The sequence below is a fragment of the Streptomyces spectabilis genome (assembly GCF_008704795.1).
Lineage (GTDB): Bacteria > Actinomycetota > Actinomycetes > Streptomycetales > Streptomycetaceae > Streptomyces > Streptomyces spectabilis.
The window spans coordinates 1846588-1870707 of the sequence record NZ_CP023690.1 but is presented as its reverse complement, the minus strand read 5'-3'; the positions used below and the strand labels follow the sequence as shown (position 1 = coordinate 1870707).

General features: G+C 68.6%; 38 protein-coding genes and 3 pseudogenes. 37 read left to right on the top strand and 4 right to left on the bottom strand.

Annotation, left to right across the window (positions count from 1 at the left end; translation table 11 throughout):
* Window positions 1-359 precede the first annotated feature (359 nt).
* Window positions 360-749, top strand: a complete 390-nt coding sequence (locus CP982_RS41620) for a hypothetical protein (RefSeq protein WP_184925789.1) — start codon at window positions 360-362, stop codon at window positions 747-749.
* A gap of 176 nt (window positions 750-925) precedes the next feature.
* Here the strand turns inward: CP982_RS41620 and CP982_RS41615 are convergent, their stop codons facing one another.
* Window positions 926-1069 (bottom strand): hypothetical protein, encoded by a 144-nt coding sequence (locus CP982_RS41615; protein ID WP_170316390.1) that lies wholly within the window; start codon window positions 1067-1069, stop codon window positions 926-928.
* Between the two features lie 193 nt (window positions 1070-1262).
* On the opposite strand from CP982_RS41615, the pseudogene CP982_RS42460 reads away from it, so the two are divergent.
* From CP982_RS42460 to CP982_RS07810, 5 genes and pseudogenes are all read left to right on the top strand, one after another.
* Window positions 1263-1534: pseudogene (locus tag CP982_RS42460) on the top strand (hypothetical protein).
* On the top strand, window positions 1500-2033 hold the full coding sequence (locus CP982_RS07830; protein ID WP_342355614.1) for a DUF6879 family protein: 534 nt from the start codon (window positions 1500-1502) through the stop codon (window positions 2031-2033). The pseudogene CP982_RS42460 and the gene CP982_RS07830 overlap by 35 nt, the downstream one beginning before the upstream one ends.
* Before the next feature lie 9 nt (window positions 2034-2042).
* Window positions 2043-2891, top strand: a complete 849-nt coding sequence (locus tag CP982_RS07825) for a helix-turn-helix domain-containing protein (protein ID WP_150509851.1) — start codon at window positions 2043-2045, stop codon at window positions 2889-2891.
* A 398-nt stretch (window positions 2892-3289) separates the two neighbouring features.
* A complete protein-coding gene (locus CP982_RS07815; protein ID WP_150509849.1) occupies window positions 3290-3682 on the top strand; it encodes a hypothetical protein in 393 nt (130 codons plus the stop codon).
* A complete protein-coding gene (locus tag CP982_RS07810) occupies window positions 3679-4029 on the top strand; it encodes a DUF6415 family natural product biosynthesis protein (protein WP_150509848.1) in 351 nt (116 codons plus the stop codon). Before CP982_RS07815 ends, CP982_RS07810 begins: the two co-directional genes overlap by 4 nt.
* A 423-nt stretch (window positions 4030-4452) precedes the next feature.
* Here CP982_RS07810 and CP982_RS07805 read toward each other — a convergent pair.
* The 3 genes and pseudogenes from CP982_RS07805 to CP982_RS07795 form a co-directional block, all read right to left on the bottom strand.
* A pseudogene (locus CP982_RS07805) lies at window positions 4453-4587 on the bottom strand (undecaprenyl-diphosphatase); the annotation flags it as partial.
* On the bottom strand, window positions 4587-5978 hold the full coding sequence (locus CP982_RS07800) for an integrase (protein ID WP_150509847.1): 1392 nt from the start codon (window positions 5976-5978) through the stop codon (window positions 4587-4589). The pseudogene CP982_RS07805 and the gene CP982_RS07800, both read right to left, overlap by 1 nt.
* Before the next feature lie 411 nt (window positions 5979-6389).
* Window positions 6390-6833 (bottom strand): helix-turn-helix domain-containing protein, encoded by a 444-nt coding sequence (locus tag CP982_RS07795; protein WP_150509846.1) that lies wholly within the window; start codon window positions 6831-6833, stop codon window positions 6390-6392.
* Window positions 6834-7006: 173 nt separating this feature from the next.
* Here CP982_RS07795 and CP982_RS07790 point away from each other — a divergent pair, with 173 nt between their 5' ends.
* From CP982_RS07790 to CP982_RS07645, 31 genes and pseudogenes are all read left to right on the top strand, one after another.
* Window positions 7007-7252 carry a helix-turn-helix domain-containing protein gene (locus CP982_RS07790; protein WP_150509845.1) on the top strand — a complete coding sequence of 82 codons (246 nt, stop codon included), beginning with the start codon at window positions 7007-7009 and terminating at the stop codon, window positions 7250-7252.
* Between the two features lies 1 nt (window position 7253).
* On the top strand, window positions 7254-7589 hold the full coding sequence (locus CP982_RS07785; RefSeq protein WP_150509844.1) for a hypothetical protein: 336 nt from the start codon (window positions 7254-7256) through the stop codon (window positions 7587-7589).
* Between the two features lie 117 nt (window positions 7590-7706).
* Window positions 7707-8069: a hypothetical protein gene (locus CP982_RS07780; RefSeq protein WP_150509843.1), complete on the top strand. Its 363-nt coding sequence runs from the start codon at window positions 7707-7709 to the stop codon at window positions 8067-8069.
* Entirely contained in the window at window positions 8062-8499 is a 438-nt protein-coding gene (locus CP982_RS07775; protein WP_150509842.1) for a hypothetical protein, read from the top strand. The genes CP982_RS07780 and CP982_RS07775 overlap by 8 nt, the downstream gene beginning before the upstream one ends.
* On the top strand, window positions 8496-8741 hold the full coding sequence (locus tag CP982_RS07770) for a hypothetical protein (RefSeq protein ID WP_150509841.1): 246 nt from the start codon (window positions 8496-8498) through the stop codon (window positions 8739-8741). The genes CP982_RS07775 and CP982_RS07770 overlap by 4 nt, the downstream gene beginning before the upstream one ends.
* Window positions 8742-8748: 7 nt before the next feature.
* Window positions 8749-9504, top strand: coding sequence for a hypothetical protein (locus tag CP982_RS07765; protein WP_150509840.1), 756 nt, complete (start codon window positions 8749-8751; stop codon window positions 9502-9504).
* The gene (locus tag CP982_RS07760) at window positions 9504-9752 is read left to right on the top strand and encodes a hypothetical protein (RefSeq protein ID WP_150509839.1); all 249 of its coding nucleotides are present in this window, start codon (window positions 9504-9506) and stop codon (window positions 9750-9752) included. The genes CP982_RS07765 and CP982_RS07760 overlap by 1 nt, the downstream gene beginning before the upstream one ends.
* Complete coding sequence (locus tag CP982_RS07755) at window positions 9749-10234, top strand: hypothetical protein (RefSeq protein ID WP_150509838.1); 486 nt, start codon at window positions 9749-9751, stop codon at window positions 10232-10234. Before CP982_RS07760 ends, CP982_RS07755 begins: the two co-directional genes overlap by 4 nt.
* A complete protein-coding gene (locus CP982_RS07750; protein ID WP_150509837.1) occupies window positions 10231-10482 on the top strand; it encodes a hypothetical protein in 252 nt (83 codons plus the stop codon). Before CP982_RS07755 ends, CP982_RS07750 begins: the two co-directional genes overlap by 4 nt.
* A gap of 104 nt (window positions 10483-10586) precedes the next feature.
* Complete coding sequence (locus CP982_RS07745; RefSeq protein ID WP_150509836.1) at window positions 10587-11060, top strand: hypothetical protein; 474 nt, start codon at window positions 10587-10589, stop codon at window positions 11058-11060.
* Window positions 11061-11074: 14 nt separating this feature from the next.
* Complete coding sequence (locus CP982_RS07740; RefSeq protein ID WP_150509835.1) at window positions 11075-11365, top strand: DUF6197 family protein; 291 nt, start codon at window positions 11075-11077, stop codon at window positions 11363-11365.
* The gene (locus tag CP982_RS07735) at window positions 11362-11619 is read left to right on the top strand and encodes a hypothetical protein (protein ID WP_150509834.1); all 258 of its coding nucleotides are present in this window, start codon (window positions 11362-11364) and stop codon (window positions 11617-11619) included. Before CP982_RS07740 ends, CP982_RS07735 begins: the two co-directional genes overlap by 4 nt.
* Window positions 11616-11738 (top strand): hypothetical protein, encoded by a 123-nt coding sequence (locus CP982_RS42945; RefSeq protein WP_260423134.1) that lies wholly within the window; start codon window positions 11616-11618, stop codon window positions 11736-11738. The genes CP982_RS07735 and CP982_RS42945 overlap by 4 nt, the downstream gene beginning before the upstream one ends.
* A complete protein-coding gene (locus CP982_RS07730) occupies window positions 11735-12205 on the top strand; it encodes a hypothetical protein (RefSeq protein ID WP_150509833.1) in 471 nt (156 codons plus the stop codon). The genes CP982_RS42945 and CP982_RS07730 overlap by 4 nt, the downstream gene beginning before the upstream one ends.
* 162 nt (window positions 12206-12367) lie before the next feature.
* Window positions 12368-12697 (top strand): hypothetical protein, encoded by a 330-nt coding sequence (locus CP982_RS07725; RefSeq protein WP_150509832.1) that lies wholly within the window; start codon window positions 12368-12370, stop codon window positions 12695-12697.
* The gene (locus CP982_RS07720) at window positions 12694-13530 is read left to right on the top strand and encodes a PD-(D/E)XK nuclease family protein (protein WP_150509831.1); all 837 of its coding nucleotides are present in this window, start codon (window positions 12694-12696) and stop codon (window positions 13528-13530) included. The genes CP982_RS07725 and CP982_RS07720 overlap by 4 nt, the downstream gene beginning before the upstream one ends.
* 12 nt (window positions 13531-13542) lie before the next feature.
* Complete coding sequence (locus CP982_RS07715; RefSeq protein WP_150509830.1) at window positions 13543-14511, top strand: AAA family ATPase; 969 nt, start codon at window positions 13543-13545, stop codon at window positions 14509-14511.
* A 72-nt stretch (window positions 14512-14583) separates the two neighbouring features.
* Window positions 14584-14955: a hypothetical protein gene (locus CP982_RS07710; protein WP_150509829.1), complete on the top strand. Its 372-nt coding sequence runs from the start codon at window positions 14584-14586 to the stop codon at window positions 14953-14955.
* Between the two features lie 100 nt (window positions 14956-15055).
* Window positions 15056-15307, top strand: coding sequence for a hypothetical protein (locus tag CP982_RS07705; RefSeq protein ID WP_150509828.1), 252 nt, complete (start codon window positions 15056-15058; stop codon window positions 15305-15307).
* The gene (locus tag CP982_RS07700; RefSeq protein WP_170316389.1) at window positions 15304-16104 is read left to right on the top strand and encodes a helix-turn-helix domain-containing protein; all 801 of its coding nucleotides are present in this window, start codon (window positions 15304-15306) and stop codon (window positions 16102-16104) included. The genes CP982_RS07705 and CP982_RS07700 overlap by 4 nt, the downstream gene beginning before the upstream one ends.
* Window positions 16101-16355: pseudogene (locus CP982_RS42455) on the top strand (WhiB family transcriptional regulator); the annotation flags it as partial. The gene CP982_RS07700 and the pseudogene CP982_RS42455, both read left to right, overlap by 4 nt.
* A 513-nt stretch (window positions 16356-16868) precedes the next feature.
* The gene (locus CP982_RS07690; RefSeq protein ID WP_150509825.1) at window positions 16869-17645 is read left to right on the top strand and encodes an HNH endonuclease; all 777 of its coding nucleotides are present in this window, start codon (window positions 16869-16871) and stop codon (window positions 17643-17645) included.
* Window positions 17645-18793, top strand: coding sequence for an HNH endonuclease (locus CP982_RS07685; RefSeq protein WP_150509824.1), 1149 nt, complete (start codon window positions 17645-17647; stop codon window positions 18791-18793). The genes CP982_RS07690 and CP982_RS07685 overlap by 1 nt, the downstream gene beginning before the upstream one ends.
* A complete protein-coding gene (locus CP982_RS07680; RefSeq protein ID WP_150509823.1) occupies window positions 18790-19428 on the top strand; it encodes a zinc finger domain-containing protein in 639 nt (212 codons plus the stop codon). The genes CP982_RS07685 and CP982_RS07680 overlap by 4 nt, the downstream gene beginning before the upstream one ends.
* A complete protein-coding gene (locus CP982_RS07675) occupies window positions 19425-19769 on the top strand; it encodes a hypothetical protein (protein WP_150509822.1) in 345 nt (114 codons plus the stop codon). The genes CP982_RS07680 and CP982_RS07675 overlap by 4 nt, the downstream gene beginning before the upstream one ends.
* Window positions 19769-20389, top strand: a complete 621-nt coding sequence (locus CP982_RS07670) for a DUF4326 domain-containing protein (protein ID WP_229879490.1) — start codon at window positions 19769-19771, stop codon at window positions 20387-20389. Before CP982_RS07675 ends, CP982_RS07670 begins: the two co-directional genes overlap by 1 nt.
* Window positions 20386-20691 (top strand): zinc finger domain-containing protein, encoded by a 306-nt coding sequence (locus tag CP982_RS07665; protein ID WP_150509821.1) that lies wholly within the window; start codon window positions 20386-20388, stop codon window positions 20689-20691. Before CP982_RS07670 ends, CP982_RS07665 begins: the two co-directional genes overlap by 4 nt.
* On the top strand, window positions 20688-20930 hold the full coding sequence (locus tag CP982_RS07660) for a helix-turn-helix domain-containing protein (protein ID WP_150509820.1): 243 nt from the start codon (window positions 20688-20690) through the stop codon (window positions 20928-20930). Before CP982_RS07665 ends, CP982_RS07660 begins: the two co-directional genes overlap by 4 nt.
* 74 nt (window positions 20931-21004) lie before the next feature.
* Window positions 21005-21586 (top strand): hypothetical protein, encoded by a 582-nt coding sequence (locus CP982_RS07655; RefSeq protein WP_150509819.1) that lies wholly within the window; start codon window positions 21005-21007, stop codon window positions 21584-21586.
* A 40-nt stretch (window positions 21587-21626) separates the two neighbouring features.
* Window positions 21627-22250, top strand: coding sequence for a hypothetical protein (locus CP982_RS07650; RefSeq protein ID WP_150509818.1), 624 nt, complete (start codon window positions 21627-21629; stop codon window positions 22248-22250).
* 114 nt (window positions 22251-22364) lie between these two features.
* Window positions 22365-24062 carry an IS1182 family transposase gene (locus CP982_RS07645; RefSeq protein ID WP_150509817.1) on the top strand — a complete coding sequence of 566 codons (1698 nt, stop codon included), beginning with the start codon at window positions 22365-22367 and terminating at the stop codon, window positions 24060-24062.
* Window positions 24063-24120 lie beyond the last annotated feature (58 nt).

Sequence of the window (24120 nt, the reverse complement as noted above, 5' to 3'; positions counted from 1 at the left end):
GAACGAAGCCGCCCACGGCCAGGACCTGGCCATCGAGCAGCGGCGGCCGGCGCCTGACGCCACCGCTCCCGCGCTCCGCGATCCCGGCACTCTCCGCATGGACGCCGAAGCGTGTACCGAGAAGGTACGAGATCGTCCACCCCGACTACTCCTCCGCCTTCGCCGGGCCGGTGCGCCGCAAGGCTGCCTATGTCACGGTTCCCGCCGCAGCCGCAGCCGCCGTTGCAGAAGAAGAGCCGTACCAACGCCGTCATCATCGGGTCGGCCGCAGCTGTGATCGCGGCCGTAGTCGCCACAGGGGTCTTCATCGTCAACAGCCGCGACGACGACAAGAAGGCGGAGAGGACGGCGAAGCCCAGGTGTTCGGTCTGGACGACACCGTCACCTACCGCAACGAGGTGGCGGTCAGCCTGTCGAAATTCACGCGTGGCAGGTCGAGTTCGACTGCTGCCCCGGAGAACACGCCGTACCTGAAGTTCACCGTGCGGGTGGAGAACGGAGGGACGTCGACGGTCGACACGACGGCACTCTCCGTGAACTGCGCGTATGGCGAGGACGGCAAGGAAGGCGAACTGGTCATCGACTCCGAGCGAGGACTGAAGGGCAGTCCTTCGACGCGGCTCCTCGCGGGCCGCTCCCTCGCCGTGACATGGGCGTGCGCGGTGCCGGAGTCGGAGAAGACCGTGCAGATCGAGGTGTCGCCGGACTTCGAGACGGAGACGGCGATCTTCACGGGTGACGTGAAGTGAGGCCGCTGGAGCGGGCGTTATCGGCCGGCCGGCCCAGGCACGCTTCGGCGACCGTGCCAGCCGCTGTCGATGACGAGTGAGTGACCGCGCCCGCCGAAGCGCTGGTAGTCGGGGACGGCGTGGGGTGGTCGAGCTTGCGCGCTCCTCCGCGACGAGTGGCCCCAGAGCGCCCCGACTCAGGCGGCCGCGACGATGTCCGCGCGCACCGCGGCTTCCCACTCGATCAGGAGGCGCTCGTACACCACCCGTTGGGCAGCCGTGAGCCTGACGCGGGGGTCTCCGTCACGCCCTGCCCAGAGGGCGCGAATGTCCTCGTTCACGACCGCGGCGGGCCGGGGGCTGGGGGTGGGGACACGCCTGCCAGCGTAGGCGGTTACACCGACAGTCGGTGACGGTGAACACAGCAGCTACTCACGAGCTTCGTTACATAGGGTGATGCAGTATTGACGGGCCTCCCGTTCGCCGTGAAGGTGCGTGCAACAGCGTGGAATCCGCTCGGCAGAGGAGATCGCGATGGCCCTACGGTTTCTCGGCATCATCCCCAACACCCCGCAGGACGAGTCTCCGGCGATCTGGCTGGACGATAGACAGGGGATCTGCTGATCCAGTCGTACAAGGCGACCCCTGAGGATGTGCGGGCGTGCCAGGAGATCGGTTCTGTCCCCGGGCACTCCACGAACGTGCCGGATCACGAGACGATCATTAGGCTGCCTGCGGTGATGTTGCAGTACATCCCACGCCCGGAGCGCAGTGGAGAGGAAGCAAGTGCAGCCACCAGCGCGTAGCGCCCTGGCTCAAGCTCAACGATCAGCAGTGCACCTGGAGTTGCGCGACAGCTACATGCTGGAGGATCCCGAATTCATCGCCTGGCAGGAGGGACACCGGCTAGATCGGTCGGACAAGGCCTCGTGGTGGGGAGGCTGGCACGACGTCGTCCGGGCCGCGACAGGCCGCGGTGTGGCAGTACGCCGGCTGCGTGTGGTGTCTGAACCCCTGCACGACTACGCACGCTACGAGTACGACCTGACCTTCGCCAACCTGGCCGCGGGCGAGCAAGTCCGCTGGCTGCCCCGGCGGGAGGCGACTGGGCTCCTGCTGCCGGCCAACGACTTCTGGGTGTTCGAAGACGAGCTGCTGCTGGTGCACCACTTCACCGGCGAGGGCCAGCTCGCCAAGGACGGGCGCGAGTACATCACCGATGCCGTGCTCGCCGAGCAGCACAGCGAGGCGTTCGAAGCCGCCTGGCAGCGCGCCGTCCCACACGTCCAGTACCACCCTGCCTGACCGCCGACCATGGCGTCATCGGATTCGTCCAGCGCTCAGCAGGCTCGGGAGGATCTCGCCGACCGCCTCGGCGAGATCCGTCTGGACGCAGGCCTCAAGGGGAGCCAGCTCGCACAGAGGCTCGGCTGGTACCCGTCCAAGGTCTCCCGGATCCAGACCGCTCGCACGTCGCCGTCCGCTGACGACATTCGGGCCTGGTGCACAGCGTGCGGCGCCGAGGACCAGGCCGCTGACCTCATCCAGCGGCTCCGCGACGTGGAAGGCATGTTCGTCGACTGGCGCAGGATGGAGCGCGACGGCCTGCGTCACGCCCAGGAAGCCGTACGGCCTCTCTTCGAACGCACGACACGCTTCCGGGCCTACTCCTCGTGGTTCGTCCCCGGCCTCATCCAGAGCCGCGCGTACACGGAAGCCGTGCTGCGAGCGGTGCAGCGACGCCGTGTTGCCGTAGACGATGTCGACGCGGCTGTCGCTGCGCGGATGGACCGGCAGCAGATCCTGCACGAGGGGGGCCGCACCTTCGCGTTCCTCGTCGAAGAGTCCGTACTGCGCTCGGGGATGGGCGGACGAGAGGTCATGGCTGGCCAGCTGGGGCAGCTGATCACGGTTGGTTCTTTGCCCAACGTCAGCCTCGGCGTTGTCCCCATGAGCGCCAGCCGCAGCCGCATGCCCGTTGAGGGGTTCTGGATTTACGACTCCGTACAGGTCAACGTCGAGCTGGTTTCGGGATACCTGACACTCACCCAGCAGCGCGAAGTCGCGATGTACGCCGAGACGTTCGCCGAGCTGTCCGAGCTCGCCGTCTACGGGGCCGAGGCCCGGAGCTTGATCGCGCTGGCTCTGCGGGCCCTTGGGTGAACCTCATAGAATCTCGTAGAAGTTTCTGGAGCTCCTCGGCGCCCCGTCCGTACGGTCCGTAACAGGACCCCACGAGACAGGACAGGGCGGAACCTATGGCCACCCAGCAGGAGCAGCACGATGCAGGAGACACTTGCCGCGAACCCTGGCCTCGTCCGAGAGGCGTGGAGTCTGGGCGCCCTCGCCCCCCCATCCGCAGCGAGCACTGGATCGTCGCAGAAGCCGCGTGGCCACGGTTCTGGGCGCGATCGGCTGCTCTGCCCGCCTACGGGCGCGCCGGTGTGCGGGCGCTTCTGGGTGACCTGGCCGGATGGCTCTGGGTGCCTCACCAAGCCAGCCCAACTCGCCTCTGTTCTCCGAGCAAGCGGCGGCCCCGGACTTCTCGCGGAGGCATTGGGATGACCGTGCACCACGACCCCACACCGCCCGCGCCCTGGTCCGTCGAGGAACGCCTGCGGGCCTGGGCGGCGGAGGGCCAGGAGCGCATCGCGGTGGAGATGCTCATCGAGGAGCACGCGCTCCTGGCCCGGCCCGCCGTGCAGCGCATCCTCGTCGTGCGGACCGGCGGCGCCGTCTACGCGGACTGGACCCACCTGTCCCTGCGCCTGCCCGAGATGGAGCTCAGCGAAGGCGAGTACGCCTTCCTGGAGGTCGTCCTCGCCCTCGCGTTCGGGCGGCAGGTCCTCGTCGACCGCGTCCTGCCGCTGGGCGAGCGCCGCCTGGCGGTCGTGCTGCGCGCGCTGGCCGCGTGGGCGGGTGCCGACTCCCTCGCGGTGGGGGTCCGGTCATGACACTCACGGCGGACCAGTCCGCCCTCGACGGACTGTTGGAAGCGGCCTTCTCCGCCTGCGGCACACTGCCCCCGCCCGCGGAGACAGCCGAGGTGCACCGGCGCCTCCTCGCCGAGATCCGCCTCCGCCTGCCCAGCGCGGAGCGGGCCATGGCCCGCGCGCCGGTACGGAGCCGGGCCTGGTACGCGCATCTGCGGGTGGTGGACGCGACGCGGGACGCGCTGCTCATGGTGGGCGAGGAGCCGGATCCGTGCGAGACACCGCTCGGTGCCGGGTTGCGGGTGGCTGAGCTGGGGCGGCGTTTGCGGGAACTGGCGGTGTACCCGACTCAGAGCGAGGGCTCATGAGCCGGGGTGCGCAGCTGTGCTGGCGGTGCGATGAGCCGATCCGGCCGGGCGAGAGGGCCGAGACGGTGGTGAAGGACTCGGCGTCGGGCGGCGGCGCAGCGGTGATCTGGCACGCGGATCCGTGCATCGGCGATGAGGAACCGGTCAACGAGTGCGGGCACGCTCCGAGCGGTCTCGTAGCGGTGGAGAGCGTTTGTGACTCCGTGCGATCCGCTCGTCGACGGCGGCCTGGGAGAGCCGGGCGCTGAGGCGTGCGGTGCGGATGCGGTCCCCGATGGCCCGGTGGCGGGCATGTGGCCGAGCCGGAGTGGCGCCGGCCGCTCAGGCATCAGCGGCGGGGCCTCTTGTCAGGGCTGAACAGCGTGCGAAAGGCCCCCCCGCGGGGGCCTTCGTGATGTTCAGGGGGGGCGCCCGAGGCCCGGTCTAGTCCCCCGACTCTCCCGCGTGCGGGCTCAGTTCACCCGCTCCCACCAGGATGAACAGCACGATGCCCAGCGCGATCCGGTAGTAGACGAAGGGCATGAAGCTCTTGGTCGTGATGAACTTCATGAACCAGATCATCCCAACGCAGCCTTAGCCTCCTTGACCTGCAACTTCATCCACTCCGAAAGATCCACTGGGAGAGGAGTGGGAGACGGAGGCGGTTTCCAGCTCTCCGGGAGCGTCACCACGAACCGGTACCACCGCATCTGCAGCGTCTCCATGATGCGCCGCTCCATTTCCGGAGTCACGTTGGCGTACAGGCCCTCGACGCCGGCGACCTCGTGCCCCATCCGCGACTCGCTCGCGATCCGGCTGTGGCCGTCCTCGTCGAGCCACTCCTTCTGCCCGTGCCGCTTCAGATACTGTCGCTTGCCCGCCCAGTTCGGCACGGCCGGGATCTCCGGCAGAGGCCGTCGCGAGACGACGAGCTGCTCCTGCCCAAGGCGTATGCGCGGGAACTCCTCGCTCGCGGGGCGCCCGTCTGCGATCGGCCGCCAGTAGTGGTACGTGAAGTTCGCGTTGGCCAGCAGGCCGTTATTGATTGAGAGGAACACCCACTCGCTGTCGTGTGAGGAAAGCAGCATCACCAGGAGTTCAGCGAGAAAGGGCGGCAGTACGAGCGCACGCTGGCTCTCGTACTTTGGCGGATGAAGCCCGAGCACGCCGTCCTCCCGCTGGTGCTGCCACTGCACGCGAAGCGCGGGCATCAGGTCCGGTCCGTAGCGCAGGAGGTCGTCCGCATGCCGCTCCTCGCGGTCTTCTTCTTCGGGATCGTCGAGCGGGTCGGAGGCAGGCCAGTAGGGGTGGCAGTACTCGCGGCGCAGCGCATAGAGCTCGGCCGGTCGCATACCCTGAAATGGCATCATGAACTCGTAGACGAATCCAGGGAAGCCCCAGAACATCAGCCCGTTGCAGGCGAGCTGAAACACGTCCTCCATGTGCATGTTGCGTTTTCGCTCACGCTTCTTCTTCCGGTACTTCCCGCGGCGTCGCTTCTTCTGGACGGGGGAGGACTGGCGCAACCCGTCCTCGACCGCGTCGTCCATCATCATCGAAAAGGTGCCGAGTATCTCGCGGCCATACCCCTCGCCGATGTGCGACTGCCCCTCAATCCACATCTTCCAGGCCCGGTATGACGAGGGCTTGATGTCGCCGACCGCGGTATCACCCCAGCGGGGCTCGATGTAGAGGCGGATCATCGACTTGATCGCCCTCTTGCGCAGGTGGCCGACATCCTGGGTGTCAGGCCAGGTCTTGCAGTAGACCTTCATGAGGACGGAGCCGTCGCGACGGGATATGTAGCGGTCGTTGCGGATGTCGGCTTCGCGGTCGAGCCCATACTTCTTGGCTTCACTTTCGTCGGTGAAGCCGCCCTGCTGGTCGTAGATCCACTTGCCGCGTTCGTCCTTCTTGCCGGTGTTCCAGACGACCCGGCAGGTGTTCCCGCGCCACTCGGTGTACGCCACGGTGCCCCCTGGGTTTTGGGTGCGGGGACCGGCTGGCACCCCTGCCGCCGGCCGTCCGCTACGGCTGCGACTCGTGTCTGCCTATGACGCAGTTGCGGCAGGCATCGCAGTCGCCCCCTTGACGCCTGATCAGGTCTCGCACGGCGCGTCGTACTGCGGCGTCGTGCTCGACCCGGGGCGTCGCTGCACACACGATCTGTCCATCCACCTTCCCGTGGAATCCGTTGAAGCCGGGTCCGGCGTCGATGGTGAGCAATTCGTGCACGGGCTCCCCCTTTCGGGTGAGGGAACCTCCCAAGTGACCACTGATGGTGTCACGTTGAAGCGTGCGTGTGACCGTGTTCGACCAGAGTGCCCGGTGCTCGGCGGGTAACGAAACGGTTAAAGCGAATGGTTGTACGGCAGACGCGATCAATTGCGTTCAATGTCGGGGATTCTTCCGCGCTTCCTGAGCTCGTCGATCACGCCTTGCTTGAGGGCGCGGATCTGTGCCGCCGTCAGGTCGTCTGATACGGAGATCGCCGCGTTCTGGACGGCGTCTTCCACGTCGGCGGCGAGGTCGCCGACGGAGACAGGGGAGATGGAGCTCTGGGGGGCGCTGGGTTCGATGGTCGTGGGTGCCGTTGCCCCGGCGAGGATGTCCCGGCATGTGCTCGCTGCCCACTTGAAGACTGGCTCGATCTTGCCGTAGGTCACGTCGCGCACTGGCCGTCCATCTTCGACCTTCATGTACGTGTTGATGGTGATATCTGCCGCTTTGGCTACGTCGATCTTGTTCATGCCCAGCTCGACGCGTCGCTGCCTGACGAGGCGGGCGAGGCGCTGAAGTGCGAGGTCATCGTGGGGGACAGCCATGCTGCACATCATTGCAGCACCTATCAGGAACAGCTAGGAACACCTCAGTTTTGGCCTGAACTTTGACGATCTCGTAACTAGGTGCTGCACGCACCTGCCTGAAAGCGTCAACTCATGCAAGTTACTAATAGGTAAGACTTGTAGAAACTCGCAGAACCTCGTAGCTTCTCGTCATGGAAGCACCACCACCCACCTTCGAGGTGAACGGGGCCGCACTGCGCAAGCGACGCATGCGCCAAGGCCTCGGCATCAAGGAGACAGCGCAAGCCGCCCGCATCGACCGCAGCTACCTCCAGCGACTCGAAACCGGCACCCGCTCGCGCATGGGACCTGAGCGCTACGTCCGGCTCCGCACAGTCCTCAACTCCACTGACGAAGAGCTCCTGGCCCCAACGACGGAGCTCCAAGAAACGAGGTGACATGACCAGCCCCGAAGCCGCCCCCTCCCTTCCGGCCGACCAGGACGGCGCTGCAGCCGAAGAGTCGGCCCCAGGAACGACCGAGACGATGATGCGCCGCGACGGCTTCCTGCCGCCCGACGAGGCCGCTGAAGACCTCGGATGCGGCAAGCGATGGCTCCTCAACGGACTGAACCGTCACGGCTTCCCCCACACCCGTATGGGCCGTGCGAAGTGGCTCAGCCCGGAAGACCGTGCGGAGATCCGCCAGCTCTGCCGCGTACCGGCTGAGCCAGCCAAGATCGCCCGCCTTCGCAAGAGCCAGGCGAAGCGCAAGCCCGCCAAGTCCGCCGCCTAGGCGGTTGCGGCCCCAACCGCCGGTTTCTGGCGAGTCGCCGGCAGCCGGGGCCACCGCGGCCCGTGAGCCGCGAGATCCACCCACACCATCCGTAGAGAAGAGAGGTGGACCAACATCATGGTCTCATCCCCGAATCGGCTTCCGGAGATCGTGCGGCAGACGCCGGTCGTCACGGACACCAAGAACCTTCTCGTGTCGACCGTCCGTATCGGCGGCGGCTACTACGACACGGTCATCTTCGACGAGAACAGCGACAAGCGGCACGCCGGGTTCTTCCTCGGCGAGTACGTAATCAACCGGTCGTCCAAGACTGCGGGGTCCCGAGATGCCGCGATGGACGTCCACCGCGAGGCCCTGTACACGGCCCGCACCGAGGAGCCCTTTCCGCCGCGCGACGGGCACGACGCACTGTGCGCCTACGCGTCGGGCATGACCAGCCGCTGCACCTGCTCGGCCGAGGGCGGTGCCCGTGATGAGTGATCTGACCTTCGAGGAGATCGTCGCCGAGGTCGACGTGAAGCCGTTGTGGTCGCGGCTGTTCGACGAGGCCGAGCAGGAGCTCTTGGCGGACCGGCCGGAGGACTTCGACATCGAGGACATCGGCCGTGCCGCTTGGGCTCGTCTGGCGTCTGACGGCGAGCGTGACGCCGCGCTGGACGCTCTGTTCTACGCGTACTGGTCCGTTGTGATGGCGGAGCAGGAGGAGCTGGCGCGGCACGAGAAGGCGCGTGAGGAGTCACTACTGCGACCGCAGGATGTGCGCGGTCTGCTGCTGGACCTGAGCGTCGAGGCGGAGGGCCGGTCGGTGAGCGTGGACCGGTACGCGCTGCGCCGGGTGCTGGGAGAAGTGGAGCGTCTGCAGGGACGTGTCGAGCTGCTGGAGCGCCGGCCGGAAGGCGGTGCGGCATGAGCGCGGTGCGGGATGCGATCGGCTGGCGGGCCCGGCTGGAGTCGGCCGAGCGGGCGGCTCTGGTGGATGAGCTGGGGGCCGTGGTCCTCGACCTCTACAGGGGCGTCCCCGCGGACGCGGTCCTCGACGGGGTGTCGCGGGTGCTGACGGAGTACGGGGAGCTGGCGGCGGTCCCGGACCGCATCCGGCCCGACGACGTCATCAGCCTGCGCGACTTCGAGGGCGGTGACGGTGATGAGTGAGCGCCCGATGCCGGAACGCGAAGCCGACCCGTACAGGCCCCTGAGCGACGAACGTATTAAGGCGGTACGCGGCCTCGTCGATGCCGTGACGCCGGGGCCGTGGAAGGCGAACGTCCGCGGTGGGGTGGTCACCGACGAGTCCGGAAGCCCGCTGGCGGTCTTCGGTGGCGGCGCGCAGGACCGCGCGGATGCCGCGTTCATCGCGGAAGCCCCGGAAGCGGTCTATGACCTGCTCGTCGAGGTCGCTTGGCAGCGGAAGTGGTCGGGCATCGGCTGGCGTAAGGCCAACAGCTATCACGAGCAGTTTGAGGCGGCCAGCTGGGAGTTGGGCCGCACGCGGGGGCTCGTTGCCCGTCTGCGGCAGGAGCTGTCCCGTCAGGCGCGGCAACGCAGTGCAGTGATTGACGATCTGCGCGGTGAGTTGGCTGCGGTCGGTGTCGAGCGTGACGCAGCGCAGGAGACGTCTGTCCGCCTTGCGGGGCTGCTGGGTGAGCGTGACGCCGATCTGGAGCTCCTGCGCGGTAAGGCTGCCGCCGCGGACCGCTACTACCAGCAGATCACCGAGCAGGCCAAGCAGATCGACCAGCTGCGCAGCGAGCGAGACGGGTTGAATCGTCGGCTCTCCAGGGTCCTTGACCTGTGTGATCGCGAGCAGCGGAACGCTGTTCGGTGGGAGAACCCGGTCCCGGTTGCTGAATGGGTCAAGCCAGTGCGGCGAGCGGCCCTCGGTGACGCCAAGTCTGACGAGGCGGGTGGCCGGTGATGGCGATCGATACCCCGCCCCAGATCGAGCGTCTGGATCGTGCACTGCCTGCGCTGGGAGCCGAGGCGGTTCGGCTGTCGGGGCGTGGGGCGGAGATGCGGCATCTCGCCGATCCGCTGGACCACACGTGGGAGCGGCTCGCGGTCGAGCACCCCGAGGCCTGCTCGACAGCGGCCGACTATCCCGGCTGGGCTGAGCATGTTGCCGCCCTCGCCGCCACCAACCACCGTCCCAAGGAGGCGTCGTGACTGATCCGATCACCGACCTGGCTGCTGCGGTGCGGGAGCGGGGTGCGCTGCCGGTGCCGCTCGGCCGCTCCGACCCGGTGCTGACGGTCGAGGAGCTCGACGAGATCGAGATGTCGCATCCGGGGGACTGGTACGGCGGTGAGTGGCGCAGCGAGTACGTCGAGGGGACCCCGGACCGGTTCGGGCGCTACGTGGTGCGTCACCACGAGTCGGGCGAGGTCCTCGCGGAGCTGCCGGACTGGGCAGGCGGGATCGCCCTGTTCATCGCCGACGCCCACGACCACATGCCCGCCCTGCTGGCGGAGGTCCGCCGCCTGCGGGCCCGGAACGCAGAGCTGGAGGGGGCGGCGACATGCCCGTCAGTGTCGAGGCGTGGCACCCACTGCAGTCTCCCGATCCGGCACCGGGGCGATCACCGGACTGCTGACAAACGGCACTACTGGGACGACAGCTACAGCGTACCTGCCGGGGAGGCGCGATGACCGCGAAGATCGTGGGCGGTGTGACCGTCGCCTTGAATGACGGGCCTGTCCGCATCGAAGTCGGCCCCAGTCTGTTCGACGGTGCGCCCACAGCCCGCCTCGTCATCGGCGAAGGCGCTGGTGCGGTCGCGATCAGTGTCACCGACAGCCCCGCCGAAACGCTCGACAACCTCGCCGAGCAAGTGGCCCGGCTCGCCGCCTGGACGCGGCGCATGAAATCCCTCAAAACCCTGCCCGAGGTGGCGTGATGAAGTGCGGAGAACCGAAGCCCGACAGCAGCTACCAAACGTGTGACCGCAACCTGAAGCACCTCGGCGCGCACGAGTACCTCGGAAGCAAGTGGCCCCGCCCCGTGCTCGCCGAACCGGACCCGCAGGTGCAGGAACTTCTCGACGACTCAACACCCGTGAACGCGTGGGGCATCAACGAACGCAGCTACCCGATCATCGTCACCGAGACCATCACCCGGGTGCTCTTCGTGCAGGCCGAGAACGAGGACGACGCCCTGGCCTACTGGGTCGACGACTGGACGGACATCCCGCTCAAGGAAGCCACTGTGATCGAGGGCTACCTGGAGTTTGAGCGGCCGGACGAGTTCCAGCGGCAGGAAGCCTTCGGTGCGAACGGAGGGAGGCCTCCGGTCGGACCTCAGATCGCGTGCCCTGACTGCGGTGGGCTGGCGTATCGCCGTTCCTGGTTCCACGACCCGTACCGCAAGTGCCACGGCCCCATCACGTGGAGGACTTGGCTCGGCCGCGTGAGGCGCGACCACCGGCAGACCTCGGCGTTCACCGCCAGCGGCACGAGCGTGAAGGCGGTGGCGTAGTGGTGACTTTGTCTGTGACTCGCTCGCGTGTCGCCAGCGTCCTGTACCGGGCGGCGGTTCTGCTGGAGGAGGAGGAGGGGTGGGATCCCGAACGCAACTCGATGATCTTCGCTATCGATCGGGCGGCCGGGTTCGTGAAGCCCGGCATCGACCCGGCGGCCGAGGAAGCCACCCTCCAGGCATGGGACGCCCTGGTCATCCAACTCGGCGAGGAACTCGTCGTCCCGTGGGAACGGATGCCGGGCCGCACACAGAGCGACGTCCTCGCCGCCCTGCGCGGCGCGGCTCGGGCGGTGACGTCATGACTGCCCCGGTGGATCCTCGGCCCCGCGCGGACCTGGAAGAGGACGCTCTGGCCCGCGCCGATGCGATCGCCCACCGGGCGTTCGGCAAGGACGAGTCCCGGTGGACCGCGGCGCAGGTCGACGGCTACCTGTCCGCCGTGGCCACCGTCCATCAGGCGTTCTCCCCGAACTACACAGAGTCGATCATCGCGGGGCTCACCGAGACCTACAGCGAATTCGACGCCCGCATGACCGCCAAGGAGGCGGCGTCATGACCGGGGAGGAGCGGCTCGCCGACCTTCACCAGTTCCTTGAGACCGGCCACGAGGGCATCGAGGTGGAGCTCCTCTACCGATTCGGGCTCGGCCACCTCGACGAGGGAGGCGAGTCATGAGCCGCCTGCCCCGCCTCCGCAGCCTCGGACGACACCGCGGCAAGACACCCACACAGCTTCGGGGCGAACTCGACGACGCCTACCGGACGATCGCCGCATCCTTCGCTGAGATCAGGAAGCTGCGGGCCGGAACCACCGAGCTCGAGGCCCAACTCGACCAGGCCGGCATCGACGTCAGCGGAGCCCTCCACGACCTGCGAACCACACGCACGCAGGTCGGGCAGCTGCAGGAGCGGGTCCGTCTCGAAACCCAACGCGCCGACGGCCTCAAGCAACAGCTGGCCCCCTACCTGGCCGCCGAGGCCAACGCGGCCGCGGTCCGGGTGCCGCCCGTGTACCGCGACACCAGCGATCCCGATGATCAGGCCACCGAACCCATCCAGGCCCTCACCCTCCAGCAGGCGTTCGGCAGCACCGATCCGGCGCACGTCCCCGCCTGGGCCCTGAAGACCGGCCCGGCCGCCTAGACCGCCGGGCTCGCTGGATGGATAGCGGTCAGCGAGTCCGGCCACCAACCACCACCCACCCAGACGCGGCGTAGAGCACACCCCTCCAGCTCCGCCGCAGCCAGGCCGCCGCACCCCCCGTTCTGCGGCGGCCTGGCACCCCACATCCATTTGGAGTAGCACATGAGCACCACAAACCCGATCATCCCGGCAGGAACCGCCCGACACGTCCTCTGGCGCTACGACCGCCGTGGCGGCGCCGAACCCGGCAGCTTCACCAAACACCTCATGGCCGCCATCGACGCCGCCGACGTCACCAACCGGGCCATCCTCCGCACCGCATACCCGGCACTCTCCGAAGCCCTGCACCTGGCCCGCTACGACGAAGAAGGACTCGCCAAACTCCACCGCATCGCCACCGGCCAAGCACCCCTGGCCTGCCCGTGCGGCGACACCGCAGGCCCCTTCACCCGAGACGGACGCTGCGAGACCTGCGCGAAGGCCGCCGCATGACCGCCACCGTCGAGGCCCCGAAGGAGGTGCAGCCGGGCCTGTACAACATCTCCGCCGATCTCTACCACAGCGACCCCATCCCTGGCGGCAGCCTCTCCTCCACCGGCGCCCGCAAACTCGCCACCGAATGCCCCGCCAAATTCAAGTACTGGTCCGAGCACCCGGAACCGGTGAAGAAGGACTTCGAACTCGGTACCGCAGCACACACTCGAGTCCTCGGCGACGGGCCCGAACTCGTGCTGGTCGACGCGGAGAAGTGGACCACCAACGCCGTCAAGGCAGAGGTCGCCGCGATCCGCGCCGAAGGCAAGATCCCCATGAAGCGCAGTCAGCTGGAGCAGCTCGACGCCATGGTCGCCGCCCTGTGGGCAGACCCCGAAGCGGCCCGATTCCTCGACCCGGACTCCGGCATCGCCGAACAGTCCGCATTCTGGGAGGACCACGGGATCTGGCGGCGGGCCCGCTTCGACTGGCTGCGCCACGACGGACAGATCGTCGACTACAAGACCACGAAGTCAGCGAACCCCGTCGACCTGCCCAAGGTGATCCACGACTGGGGTTATCACCAGCAGCAGGAGTACTACCTCGACGCGGGCGTAGCCCTCGACCTGATCGACCCCGAGCGGCCGTTCCAGTTCGTGCTCCAGGAGAAAGAACCGCCCTACCTCGTCGTCGTCACGACCTGCGACCCGGTAGCCCGCAGCATCGGCCGCCACCTCAACGACCGGGCCCTGAACACCTACGCCCTGTGCCGCGAATCCGGCGAATGGCCGGGCTATCTCGAGTCCCCGTTCACCTCGCTCCCCTCATGGGTCGAGCGCCAGTACGCCTAGGAGAACCCGCACATGACCCAGCCCCTCGGCCAGCCCGTCCGCGCCGGACGGCAGGCGCAGCGAACCGACGAATACGACGACGGACCGGTTGTCTTCCGACCAGCCAGCAAGGATGGCCAGAAGGGCCGCCTGTCCATTCAGGGCCCCTCCGGGTGCGGCAAGACGTGGACCGGGCTGTCCACCGCCGGCGGCTTCGCTGAGGGCGAGCGGTTCGCCGTCATCGACACCGAACGCAATGCCGCCACCCTCTACGTCAACGACCTACCGGTCGAGTTCGACCACTTCCCGATGCGCCGCTACAACCCGCGCGGCCTCATCAAGGCCCTGGCGGCGGCTGCCGCGGCCGGCTACCCGGTCGTCATGATCGACTCTCTGACCCACTTCTGGAAGGGCGCCGAAGGCACCCTTGACCAGGTCTCCCAGGTCGCCGACAGCAAGTACAGCGGGAACAAGTTCGCTGCCTGGAAGGACGGTGGCGAGATCCAGGACGACATGATCGAGGCCCTCATGTCGTACCCCGGCCACGTCGTGGCAACGATGCGGGCTTCGGAGAAGTGGGTCCTGGAAAAGGGCAGCAAGACTCCCGTCAGCAAGGGCCTGCTCGCGGAGCAGCGTAAGGGCATCGAGTTCGAGTTCGGTGTAGCCGCCGAAATGGACGAGACCAACCGGCTCCGCTTCATCAAGTCCCGCTGCCCCGCCTTCAGGGGCCTCGTCCTCAACCAGCCCAACGGGGCGCGCGACATCGCCAAGCCCTACCTGGACTGGCTGCGCGACGGCGGCAAGGAGATCGACGCCACGACGTGGATCGATGCCGCAAGCTCAGACGACGCCACCCCGAAAAGCCTCCTCGCCCTCTATCGGGAGGTCGAGGCGTCCAGTGCGCTCGCTACGCCGCTGATGCACCCCAAGACGGGCCAGCCGACCAGCCTCGGCGCCTACATCAAGGAACGCGGCATGGCCCTCAAGAGCGCCCAGCAGTAGCCCGCGCCCCGTCAGGCAGCCCCGCGGGCCATGCGGGGCTGCCACCACCAAGGACATCACAAGGAGCCCGCCATGGCCCGCAAGCTCACCCCAGCCGAACGCCTCGCCACCGCCGAGAAGGACCTCCTCCTGGAGGAGATCGCCGACCAATCGTCGTGGGACCAGTTCCTCGTCGAACAGGCCGTATTCCACTTCGGGCAACGCCACGACGAATGGTCCTGCAACGACCTGCGCGACGTCCTGCCCGAACTCGGACACGGCTTCCTCGGCGCCGCCATCAACAGCCTCCGCGGCGCCGGGATCATCGCCCACACCGGCCGCACCGTGCCCTCGACCCAGGCCAGCACGCACGGGCACCGCATCGGCGTCTGGCGGATCACCGGCAAGGGGCGGGCCATCGCCGCCCAGCGCCGTATCGCCCGGGCCCGAGGGAGGGCGGCATGAGCTGCCGCATCGTGTTCCTCGTCGGCGTCCTCGGCCTGATCGCCTCCGCGACCGCCATCGCATACGCCCACGCCGACCGCAGGCACAGGAGGCGGACGTGATGGCCGAGATCGTCGAGACCGTGGACGCGATCGTCGGCGGCGCCATTGTCACCGTCTGCATCGTCTGCGGTGCCACCGCAGCCGGCGTCGCCCTCGGCGTCCAGGCCGCCCTCCACTGGGTCCGCTCCCGCCGGAGCCCGCGCATCCCCGCCGCACCCGACAACCAGCCCGGCACCAACACCGACGACCTGTGGGAATGCCGCCGCATCCACGCCACCAACCAGCCCCACACCGGAGAGGAGAAGCAGTGACTTCTGAAGCCGACCACACCCCGAGCCGCGCCTGCTACCTACGGGGCTGCCGCGAGACGGCCTGCGAACAAGCCAACTACCGCTACATGGCCCGCCTTCGCCTCGACCACCACCGCGGACAACGGCGCCGCCACGACGCCACCCAAACCCGCAACCACGTCGAACGCCTCTACGCCCACGGCTGGACACAAGCACAGATCAGTCGCGCCGCCCGCCTAGCCCACACCACCATCAGGGGCCTGGAAGACGGCCAGGCGACCGTGTCGCCCGCAACAGCCCGCGCCGTCCTCAACATCCCCATCACGCAAGCCCCGGACGACCTCCGCGACGTCGACGCCACCGGCACGGTACGCCGCATCCGCGCACTCGCCGCCATCGGCTACAGCCTCGCCTCGCTCGCACCGCACCTCAAACTCCACGTGAGCGCCGTCGGCCGCATCAGCCGCGGCGAATACGAACACGTCCGCGCCACTACCGCCCACACCACCACACGGATCTACCGGGAACTCAGCCGCACCCCCGGCACCAACCAACGCGCACGCAACCACGCCCGCAAACACGGCTGGCACGGCCCCCTCGCCTGGGACGACAACATCGACAACCCCGACGCCAAGCCGGAAACCGCCCACGGCCGCCAGCGCCCCGGCCAAGCACCACCGGACATCGACCCCCGCCGCGTCGCCCGCCTCACCAGCGAAGGCCTCACCACCGCCCAGATCGCCGAACGCATCGGCTGCCACCCCCGCACCGTCACCCGCGCACGCAAGCGCGCCCAACAACAGGCGGTCGCCGCATGAGGAACGACACCGGCACCACCCATGACTGGCGCGCCACAGCGCACTGCCGCAATGAAGACCCCGAGCTCTTCTTCCCCAACGGCACTACAGGGCCGTGGACCCTGAGGATCGAACAAGCCAAAGCAGCGTGCCGTCGCTGCCCCGTAGCTGACGCCTGTCTGCGATACGCCCTCAACGAGGGCATCTCCGACGGCATCTTCGGCGGGCTCACCGAAGACGAACGCCGCAGCCTCCGACGATCAGTCCAACGCGGTGCGACCGCTCCTGAACAGCTGGTAGACGCGGCGGACCGCACCCGCGCACCACACCGCGAACGCACCCTGCACACCATCGTCGAAGACAACACCATCCGCCTCTTCGGTGGCCATCTGGCATGGACTGGCAGCGAACAAACGTACCTCGGCGGCAGCCGCTACTCGCCGCGGCAAGCAGCCTTCGTCGCAGACCGAGGACGCCGCCCAGAAGGCCCCGTGCTGACCAACTGCGGCGTCAAGGAATGCGTCCTCCCAGCACACCTCACCGACCAGCCCGAACGCGGCTACTGCGGCACCCGCAACGGCTACCTCCGCCACCGCAAGAACGGCGAGGAAGCGTGCAAGCCATGCCGCAAGGCGAACACAGACGCAGACAACCGACTACGCCGCACCGGCACCACCAAGAAGAAGCCCGCCGCATGACCGCCACCCGCCCCGCCCGCGGGCCCCCGAGCGCCGCCCGCTTCCCCGCCCCAGCCCCCATCCACAACGCCAGGAAGAAGAACACCCATGGCCGTCTCCAAGCGCCTCAGGTACGAGGTACTGCGTCGGGATAACCACGCCTGCAGGTACTGCGGCGCGACGGCGCCCGGCGTGAAACTCAACGTCGACCACGTCATCCCGCAGGCGCTCGGCGGCAGCGACAAGCCCGACAACCTCGTCACCTCCTGCACCGACTGCAACGCAGGCAAAACCAGCAGCATGCCCAACGCACAACCCATCACTGACGTGGACCAGGAAGCATTCCGGCAGGCCGTCGCCGACAAGCAGGCGGCGAGCAAGCAGCGTGAACTGGTCGCAGCACACTTGTACGCGACGTGGCGTTGGGCGTGGGAACGCACAGGGAGTCCCGCGCCTGTCGACGGCGATGTGCGCTACTTCGCCCGTCGCCTGTTCGCGATGCTGAACCGCGGCCTGTCGGCACAGCTCGATCTGACCGAGATCGTCTTCCAGGCTGGATCGGACCTTGGGATTGATCCGACCGACTACCTGCCGCTTGAGTACCTGACGGAGGAAGAGCGCGCGCACCGCGCCGTGCCCACCGACGAGGAGTTCGAGCGGGCGAGGGGCGCCTATCCGGCATGGTGGGCTGGCTGGGAGAAGCGCGATCCGGCTCCCCCCGCCGACTGGGCTGATCACACCTTCCGCCGCCAACTGAGGCAGGCCCTCACCGCTGGCTTCCAGGGCGACGTCATAGCGCAAGCCGCCCACGCCGCCGGGCTGGCTATGAGCGCCGAGCTCGTCGCCTTTCTGCCGGAGACCCGCAGCTCGGGCGGTGGCAACTGATGCCGCGCATCCGCACGGTGAAACCGGAGCTGTGGGAAGACGAGCTCCTCGGCACGATCCCGCGGGATGCCCGGCTGCTGTTCATCGCCACGTTCAACATGGCGGATGACGAGGGGATCCTGCGCTGGACGCCGGCCTACATCAAGGCGCAGGCGTTCATGTACGACGACGACCTTGGCCCCAAGGAAGTCGATCAGCTCATGCGGTGCCTGACGGATACGGGACTGGTCTTCCCCTATGTCGGCGGGGTTGCCCGGCAGCAGATGGCGGTGGTCGTCAACTTCCGCAAGCACCAGCGGATCAACCGGCCGCAGAAGAGCAAGCTGGTGCCGCCGTCGACCGGGGCGTGGCAGGTGCGGGAGATGTATGCCCGCCGTGACGGCTGGGTGTGCCAACTGTGCGGCGGCGAGATCCCGCGGCGCTTGGTCGCCAACGATGATCACAACCTGTGGGTCGACCACATTCGTCCGGTGGCCGCGGGAGGCACCGACCATCCGTCCAACGTCCGTGCCGTGCACCGCGTCTGCAGGCGGAGCCGGGGTGTAGCCGATGACGAGGAGGGCTTCATTCCGCCCGCCGGACTGGCAGGCATTGAGGATTCACTGAACGATTCACTGAACCGTTCACTGAATGACCCCGTGAAGGAATCTCACACTCCGTCGAACTTGGATGCTCCGACGGATACCGACGGTGAGTTTTCTTCCATGAACCATTCACTGACGGAAGGGAAAGGAAAGGAAGGGAACAGGGAAGGGAAGGGAACCCCCCCTACCCCCCGGCAGACGTCCGGCCGCCCCACCGTCGAGCAGACGGGCGAGAGGCCCCTACCGGACCGCATGACCGACCGCTTCCTCGAGTGCTACGCCCGCGGCAACAGCTACCGGCGCCGCCAGGTGCGCACCACGATCGCCGACGCGCTCGCCAACGAGACCAACCCCGACGAGCTGTGGTCCGCGCTCGAGCAGCTCGGTGAAACCAGCAAGCCCGTGACCGCGAACACCCTCCAGTTCGCCTTCTCCAAGATCCGTCAACTCGCCACCGGCGCCGACGTGATCCCCTTCTCGGCCCGTCAGCAGCAGGGCAGCGACGACCTCTTCGACCGCGCCATGGCGCGCGCCAACGCCCGCATGGACCAGGAGTCCTCATGAACCCGAACGAAACGGTGATGCTCGCCCGCTACGTCAAAGCCCTCTGCCCGCAGCAGAAGTTCGACGAGTTCACCCCCGACGCATGGCACGACGTCCTCGCAGACTTCCGTCTCGCAGACGCCCGAGCCGCTGCGGCGACTGTCGCCCGCAAGCAGCCGTTCATCAGCCCCGCCGAGATCATCGCGGAGATCCGCAAGCAGCGGGACGACCGCGCCGACGGCTACCAGGGCCCCGGCCTGTCCGCCGAGATCCCCGACGCCGACCCCGACGACGTACAGGCCTACCTGTCGGCGCTCCGCGGCCAGCGCACCCGCGCCGCGGACGGCCTCGAGTTGAAGAAGCGGCCGGTAGCCCAACTCCTCGCTGGCGTCGGCAAAGAAATCCCCGACGAGCAGAAGCCGGTACGCCGGCCCGGCCCCCTCGGCATCGAGTGCCCCAACTGCGGTGCGGCGATCGGCCGGCCGTGCCGGACCCCGGGCGGCAAGGAGCGCGCCCCGCACCCGGCCCGCACCGGCGAGGCCTCCAATCCGGCGGCCGAGCAGGCGGAGATGGAACGTCGGCGTGCAGCGTCCGCTCGCCACCTGGCCCGCGAGGCGGAGGACGAGCACTCCGTCGACGAGGAGGCCGTCTCGTGAGCGATGCCCGGATTCCTGACGACGACGGCATCCAGCCAGCCGACATACGTGCCGTGCGTGGTGAGGGGCGTGCGGAGTTGCGGGCGCTGCTGCGGGCGCAGATCGACATCGGCCGCGCCCGCCGCGAGTCCCCGGCGCCACCGCCCGCCCCGCCGTCGCCGCCCGGTCACCGACCTGGCGCCTGGCCGACCGGCAGCAGCCCGCCGGGCCCGCCGCGGGACTGGCAGATCCCGGCCCCAGTGTGGCGCGCGGCGGCCCGCCACTACAGCAACCAGACCCACCGACCTGATCAGCCCTGCGACTGCGGCAACTGCCCCAGCACCGACACCGAGGAGAACTGATGGCCATCTACGAGATCGAATTCGGAGCACTCGGCGGCAGTCGCCCCGCGCCGTCGCTGACCGTGAAGACCCGCGACATCACCGAACTCAGCCGGACAGTCGTCGAACACGCCCGCCCGCACATCACGCCCGTCCTCACCGAGATGGGCCGCCCCGAGTGCGCTGACGCGCTCTTCCGCGTCAACAGCGACCGGACGATGGGCGAGTTCCTGTGGCTCGACATCGCGGCCGGGAAGCAGGCCACGTTCCTCCCGGCGCGCATCAAGACCACCCCAGAGCGCATCCAGCGGAAGCGCACCAGGGACTGGAGCTCGAACGGCGCCAAGTACGTCGGCCGTGGCAGCCGCTGGGGCAACCCGAACCGAGTCCTGAAAGCTGACGGCGGCTGGGCAGTCAGCCACGACAGCGGCGGAACGGTCGGCACGTTCGCCGACAAGTCCGAGGCGCATCGGTTCGCTGTCGACGCGTACCGGTCCCACCTGAAGGCCCGCGCCCGGCTCGTCGGCGAAGCCCGCGCCGAACTGGTCGGCCGGGACCTCATGTGCTGGTGCGCTCCGGAACTCGCGTGCCACGCCGACGTCCTGCTGGAGACCGCGAACGAAGCGGAGGCGGCTCGATGACTCTCCACTCCGGTGCCCCGATGCCCGAGCAGCTCCGTCACTGGATGCGCGCGAAGCAGCATCCGGCCCGGTCGGTGCCGTGCCCGCACTGCGGGGTGGCCGCGCACAAGCCGTGCCGCTTGCGCACCGCGAACCGGCTCCTGACCGAGCCGCACCCGCAGCGGATCTCCGCGTGGGCGCAGACCATCGCCTGCTGCCCCGAATGCCAGGTCACGCCGACCGTGCCCTGCCACGACGACGGCCGTGCCCTGGCCACCGTCCACGACCGCCGCCAGCAGGAAGCCCAGGAGACCGCCGCATGAGCACCGGAAGGACCGGCTGGCATGAGGCCCGCCCCTGCTGGCGGGAGGCCGACACCTACGACATCGACGTGATCGTGCGCGAACGCCGCCCGACCGACAGCCTGACCCGCCTCGAGCGCGTACTGGTCGCCCGCGGCCTCCACGGCCAGCTGCCCGGCACAGAGATCGCCCGCATCGTCGGCGTACACCCCCGCACGGTATGGCGGTGGGCCGCCGACGGATGGAAGCAAGCCGCCTGACCGCGCGCATCCGGATACAGCCCACCCCACACCCCAACCACCCACCACCCCAACCCGCCCACCAGGAGCAGCACATGACCAAGCTCGACCCCAACCCCCGCAGCCCCCACGCCGACGCCGACCCGCAGTACCGGCACCTCTTCCCGGCGCCGCTCTTCTTCCCTGCCCCTCAGCCCGGTGCGCTCGCCCTGACCGGCTGCATGGCCCTGGCCGTCGTCCCCGACGGACCCCTCTCCGAGACCAGCCCGGACGGCGAGCTGCCCGAGGGGCTGTGCCCGGACTGCGTGGCCGTCATGCGCGGCGGGGAGCCTCCGGCCCGGCCGGTGACCACCTGCCGCGTGTGCTCGGAGCGGACTCGGCACGGCGGGCTGTGCGCGCTGTGCCGGCAGGACGCGCACGAGACGTGGTGGCCCGTCCGGGCCGACGTCGTCCTCAGCGCCAGCGACATCGAGCTGGAGGGCGGCGACGTGCTGCTCCAGGAGCTGGCCGTCGGCGACCGGATCGAGATCGAGAAGCAGATCGGCCCGGTGGCCCCCGGCCTCTGGGTGGTCACCGCGGTCGAGAGCGAGGACTCCAGCCGCGTCCGTGTTCGCCGTCTGTCCCGCGAGGAGATCGAGGCGCTGCGCGGTAGTGCGTGCGCCCAGACCAGCGAGTGAGTAGCCCGGCCGCCGTCCCGACACCACGAAGGAGCACACCGTGCCTGACCGCCCGTACACCGACGCCGACCTCCGCGCCGAAGCCGCCCGCCAGCTCTCCGCCCACGCACCCGGGTCGAGCCCTGAAGGCGCCTACGCGGCCATGCTCGACGCCCGCATCGAGAGCACCCAGACCCCCGACGGCCGCGGGCCCACGTGGACCGAGGCCGTCGACACCCCGGACCTGGGCGCCCCGGCCGCCGCGATCCACGCGTACATCCAGGGCGCGGCTGACGTGTCCGAGTGGGCGATCAACCTCGGCGCCGATGGCCTCATGCCATCCGCCTCCGAGATCACCCTCGACGCGGGCGAGCAGGCCCTGGCCCGGGTCCACTTCGCGTTCTCCCCGGTCATGCCGGAGGAGATGCGCACCAACCTCGTCGAGGGGTTCGAGCAGGCCCTCGCCGACGCCGACGCGTCCCTTGACGAGCCCGACCCCCAGGACGACGGCGACGCCGACAGCAACGTGTTCGAGCTGATCTCCGAGATCGCCAGCCGCCTCCGCGACGCCACCGACAGCGGCGAGTACCACGCCGTCGGCCTGATCTACGACCTCGCGAACGGCCGCACCACGATCGCCGACGCGCGCGCCGAGCTCGCGGAGATCACGTTCCGCCATGTCTGACAGGACGGCCCGCCCCGTGGCTACCGGACGCTGTTGGCGAATTGACTGCGTGTGACCTTGTCGGCCCCCGAGACTTGCTCTCGGGGGCCGACGTCGTGCGTGCGGAGGTCGGCGGTGTCGTTGCGGGTGAGGGAGCCGCAGGAGGTTCCCGCAGAGACGGTGCGGGTGGCCCGGGCGGCTTTCCCGAAGGGAAGCCTGGCAATCCGGGTTCGGGACGAGCTGGGTGTGCTGTTTTGCGACGAGGAGTTCGTGGGGCTGTTTCCCACGCGGGGCAAGCCTGCTTGGTCGCCTGGCCGGCTTGCGTTTGTGCTGGTGTGGCAGTTCGTGGAGGGACTGACTGACCGGCAGGCCGCGGAGGCGGTGCGGGCGAGGATCGACGTGAAGTACGCACTCGGGCTTGAACTCAGTGACCCGGGGTTCGACTACTCGGTGCTCTCGGAGTTCAGGGACCGTCTGATCGCCGCCGAGGCCGGACGGCAGGTCCTGAACGGGATCTTGGACGCGGCCCGAAAGCGCGGGTTGCTCAAGCCCGGCGGCCGGGCCAGGACCGACTCCACGCATGTGCATGGTGCGGCCCGTGAGCTGAACTGGCTGGAACACGTCGCGGAGACCCTGCGGTCCGCACTGAACGCGCTGGCCGAGGTCGCCCCCGAGTGGCTGGTGGAGGTGGCTGAGCCGGACTGGTTTCGCCACTACGCCACCCGTGCCGAAGAATCGCGATTCCCTCAGGCCCGCTCCGAGAGAACCGAGGTCGGTCTGCGGATCGGGGCGGACGGGATGCGCCTGCTGAAGGCCGTGGCCTGTGCGGACGGGGCCGACCGGCTACGCGTACTGCCGGAGGTGGAGGCCCTGCGGCAGGTCTGGGTCCAGCACTTCCACCTGGTGGAGGGCGAGGTGGCCCGCCGAGGCCCAAAAGACCGACCGCCCAGCGCCCTGCGTCTGGTCAGCCCTTATGACATCGAGGCACGCTGCGGCCGGAAGAACGAGACCCGCTGGGACGGCTACAAGGTCCACTTGACCGAGACCTGCGAGCCGGACGCCGTGCACCTGATCACGAACGTGGTCACCACCACCGGAGCGGTATCCGACGACCGGATGGCCGTCGTCGTCCACAACGGCCTTGCCGCACACGGCCTGCTGCCCACAGAACACTGGGTGGACGCCGGATACGCCAACGGGCCCGCGCTGACTGCGGCACGACGCGATCACGGCGTCGAACTCCACGGGCCGCTCAAGGCCGTCACCAACGCCCAGTCCCAAGGCGAAGCGGTCTTCGGGCAGGAGGCCTTCGTCATCGACTGGGACAACCAGCATGTGACCTGCCCCGCCGGGCACACCAGCACCGTGTGGCGGCAGGCCCGCTCACAACAGGGCGCACCGGTCATCCGCGTTCAGTTCTCTCCCGGTGACTGCACCCCTTGCCCGTTGCGGCCCGAGTGCACCCATTCGAACGTTGCTGCACGCAAGCTCCCCCGCCGTGATCTGACGTTGCGGCCGTGGGCAGAGTACGAGGTCCTCCACCGGGCCCGGGCTCTCCAGCAGACCGACGAGTGGAAAGAGCGATACAAGATCCGTGCCGGAGTCGAAGGCACCATCGCCCAGGGCGTCCTGCGATGCGGCCTGCGCAGATCCCGCTACCGAGGCCTGTCCAAGACCAGCCTCCAGCACCAGCTCACCGGCGCCGCGATCAACCTCGCCCGCATCGACGCCAACCTCACCGGAACACCCAGAGCCCGCACCCGCACCAGCCACTTCGCAGCACTTCGCCCCGCCGAGCAACTCGACGGGGCGAAGCAACACGGCCCGAATTAACCAACAGCGTCCGTGGCTACCGGGGCGGGCCGCACCACCGATCTCAGCACACCTCACT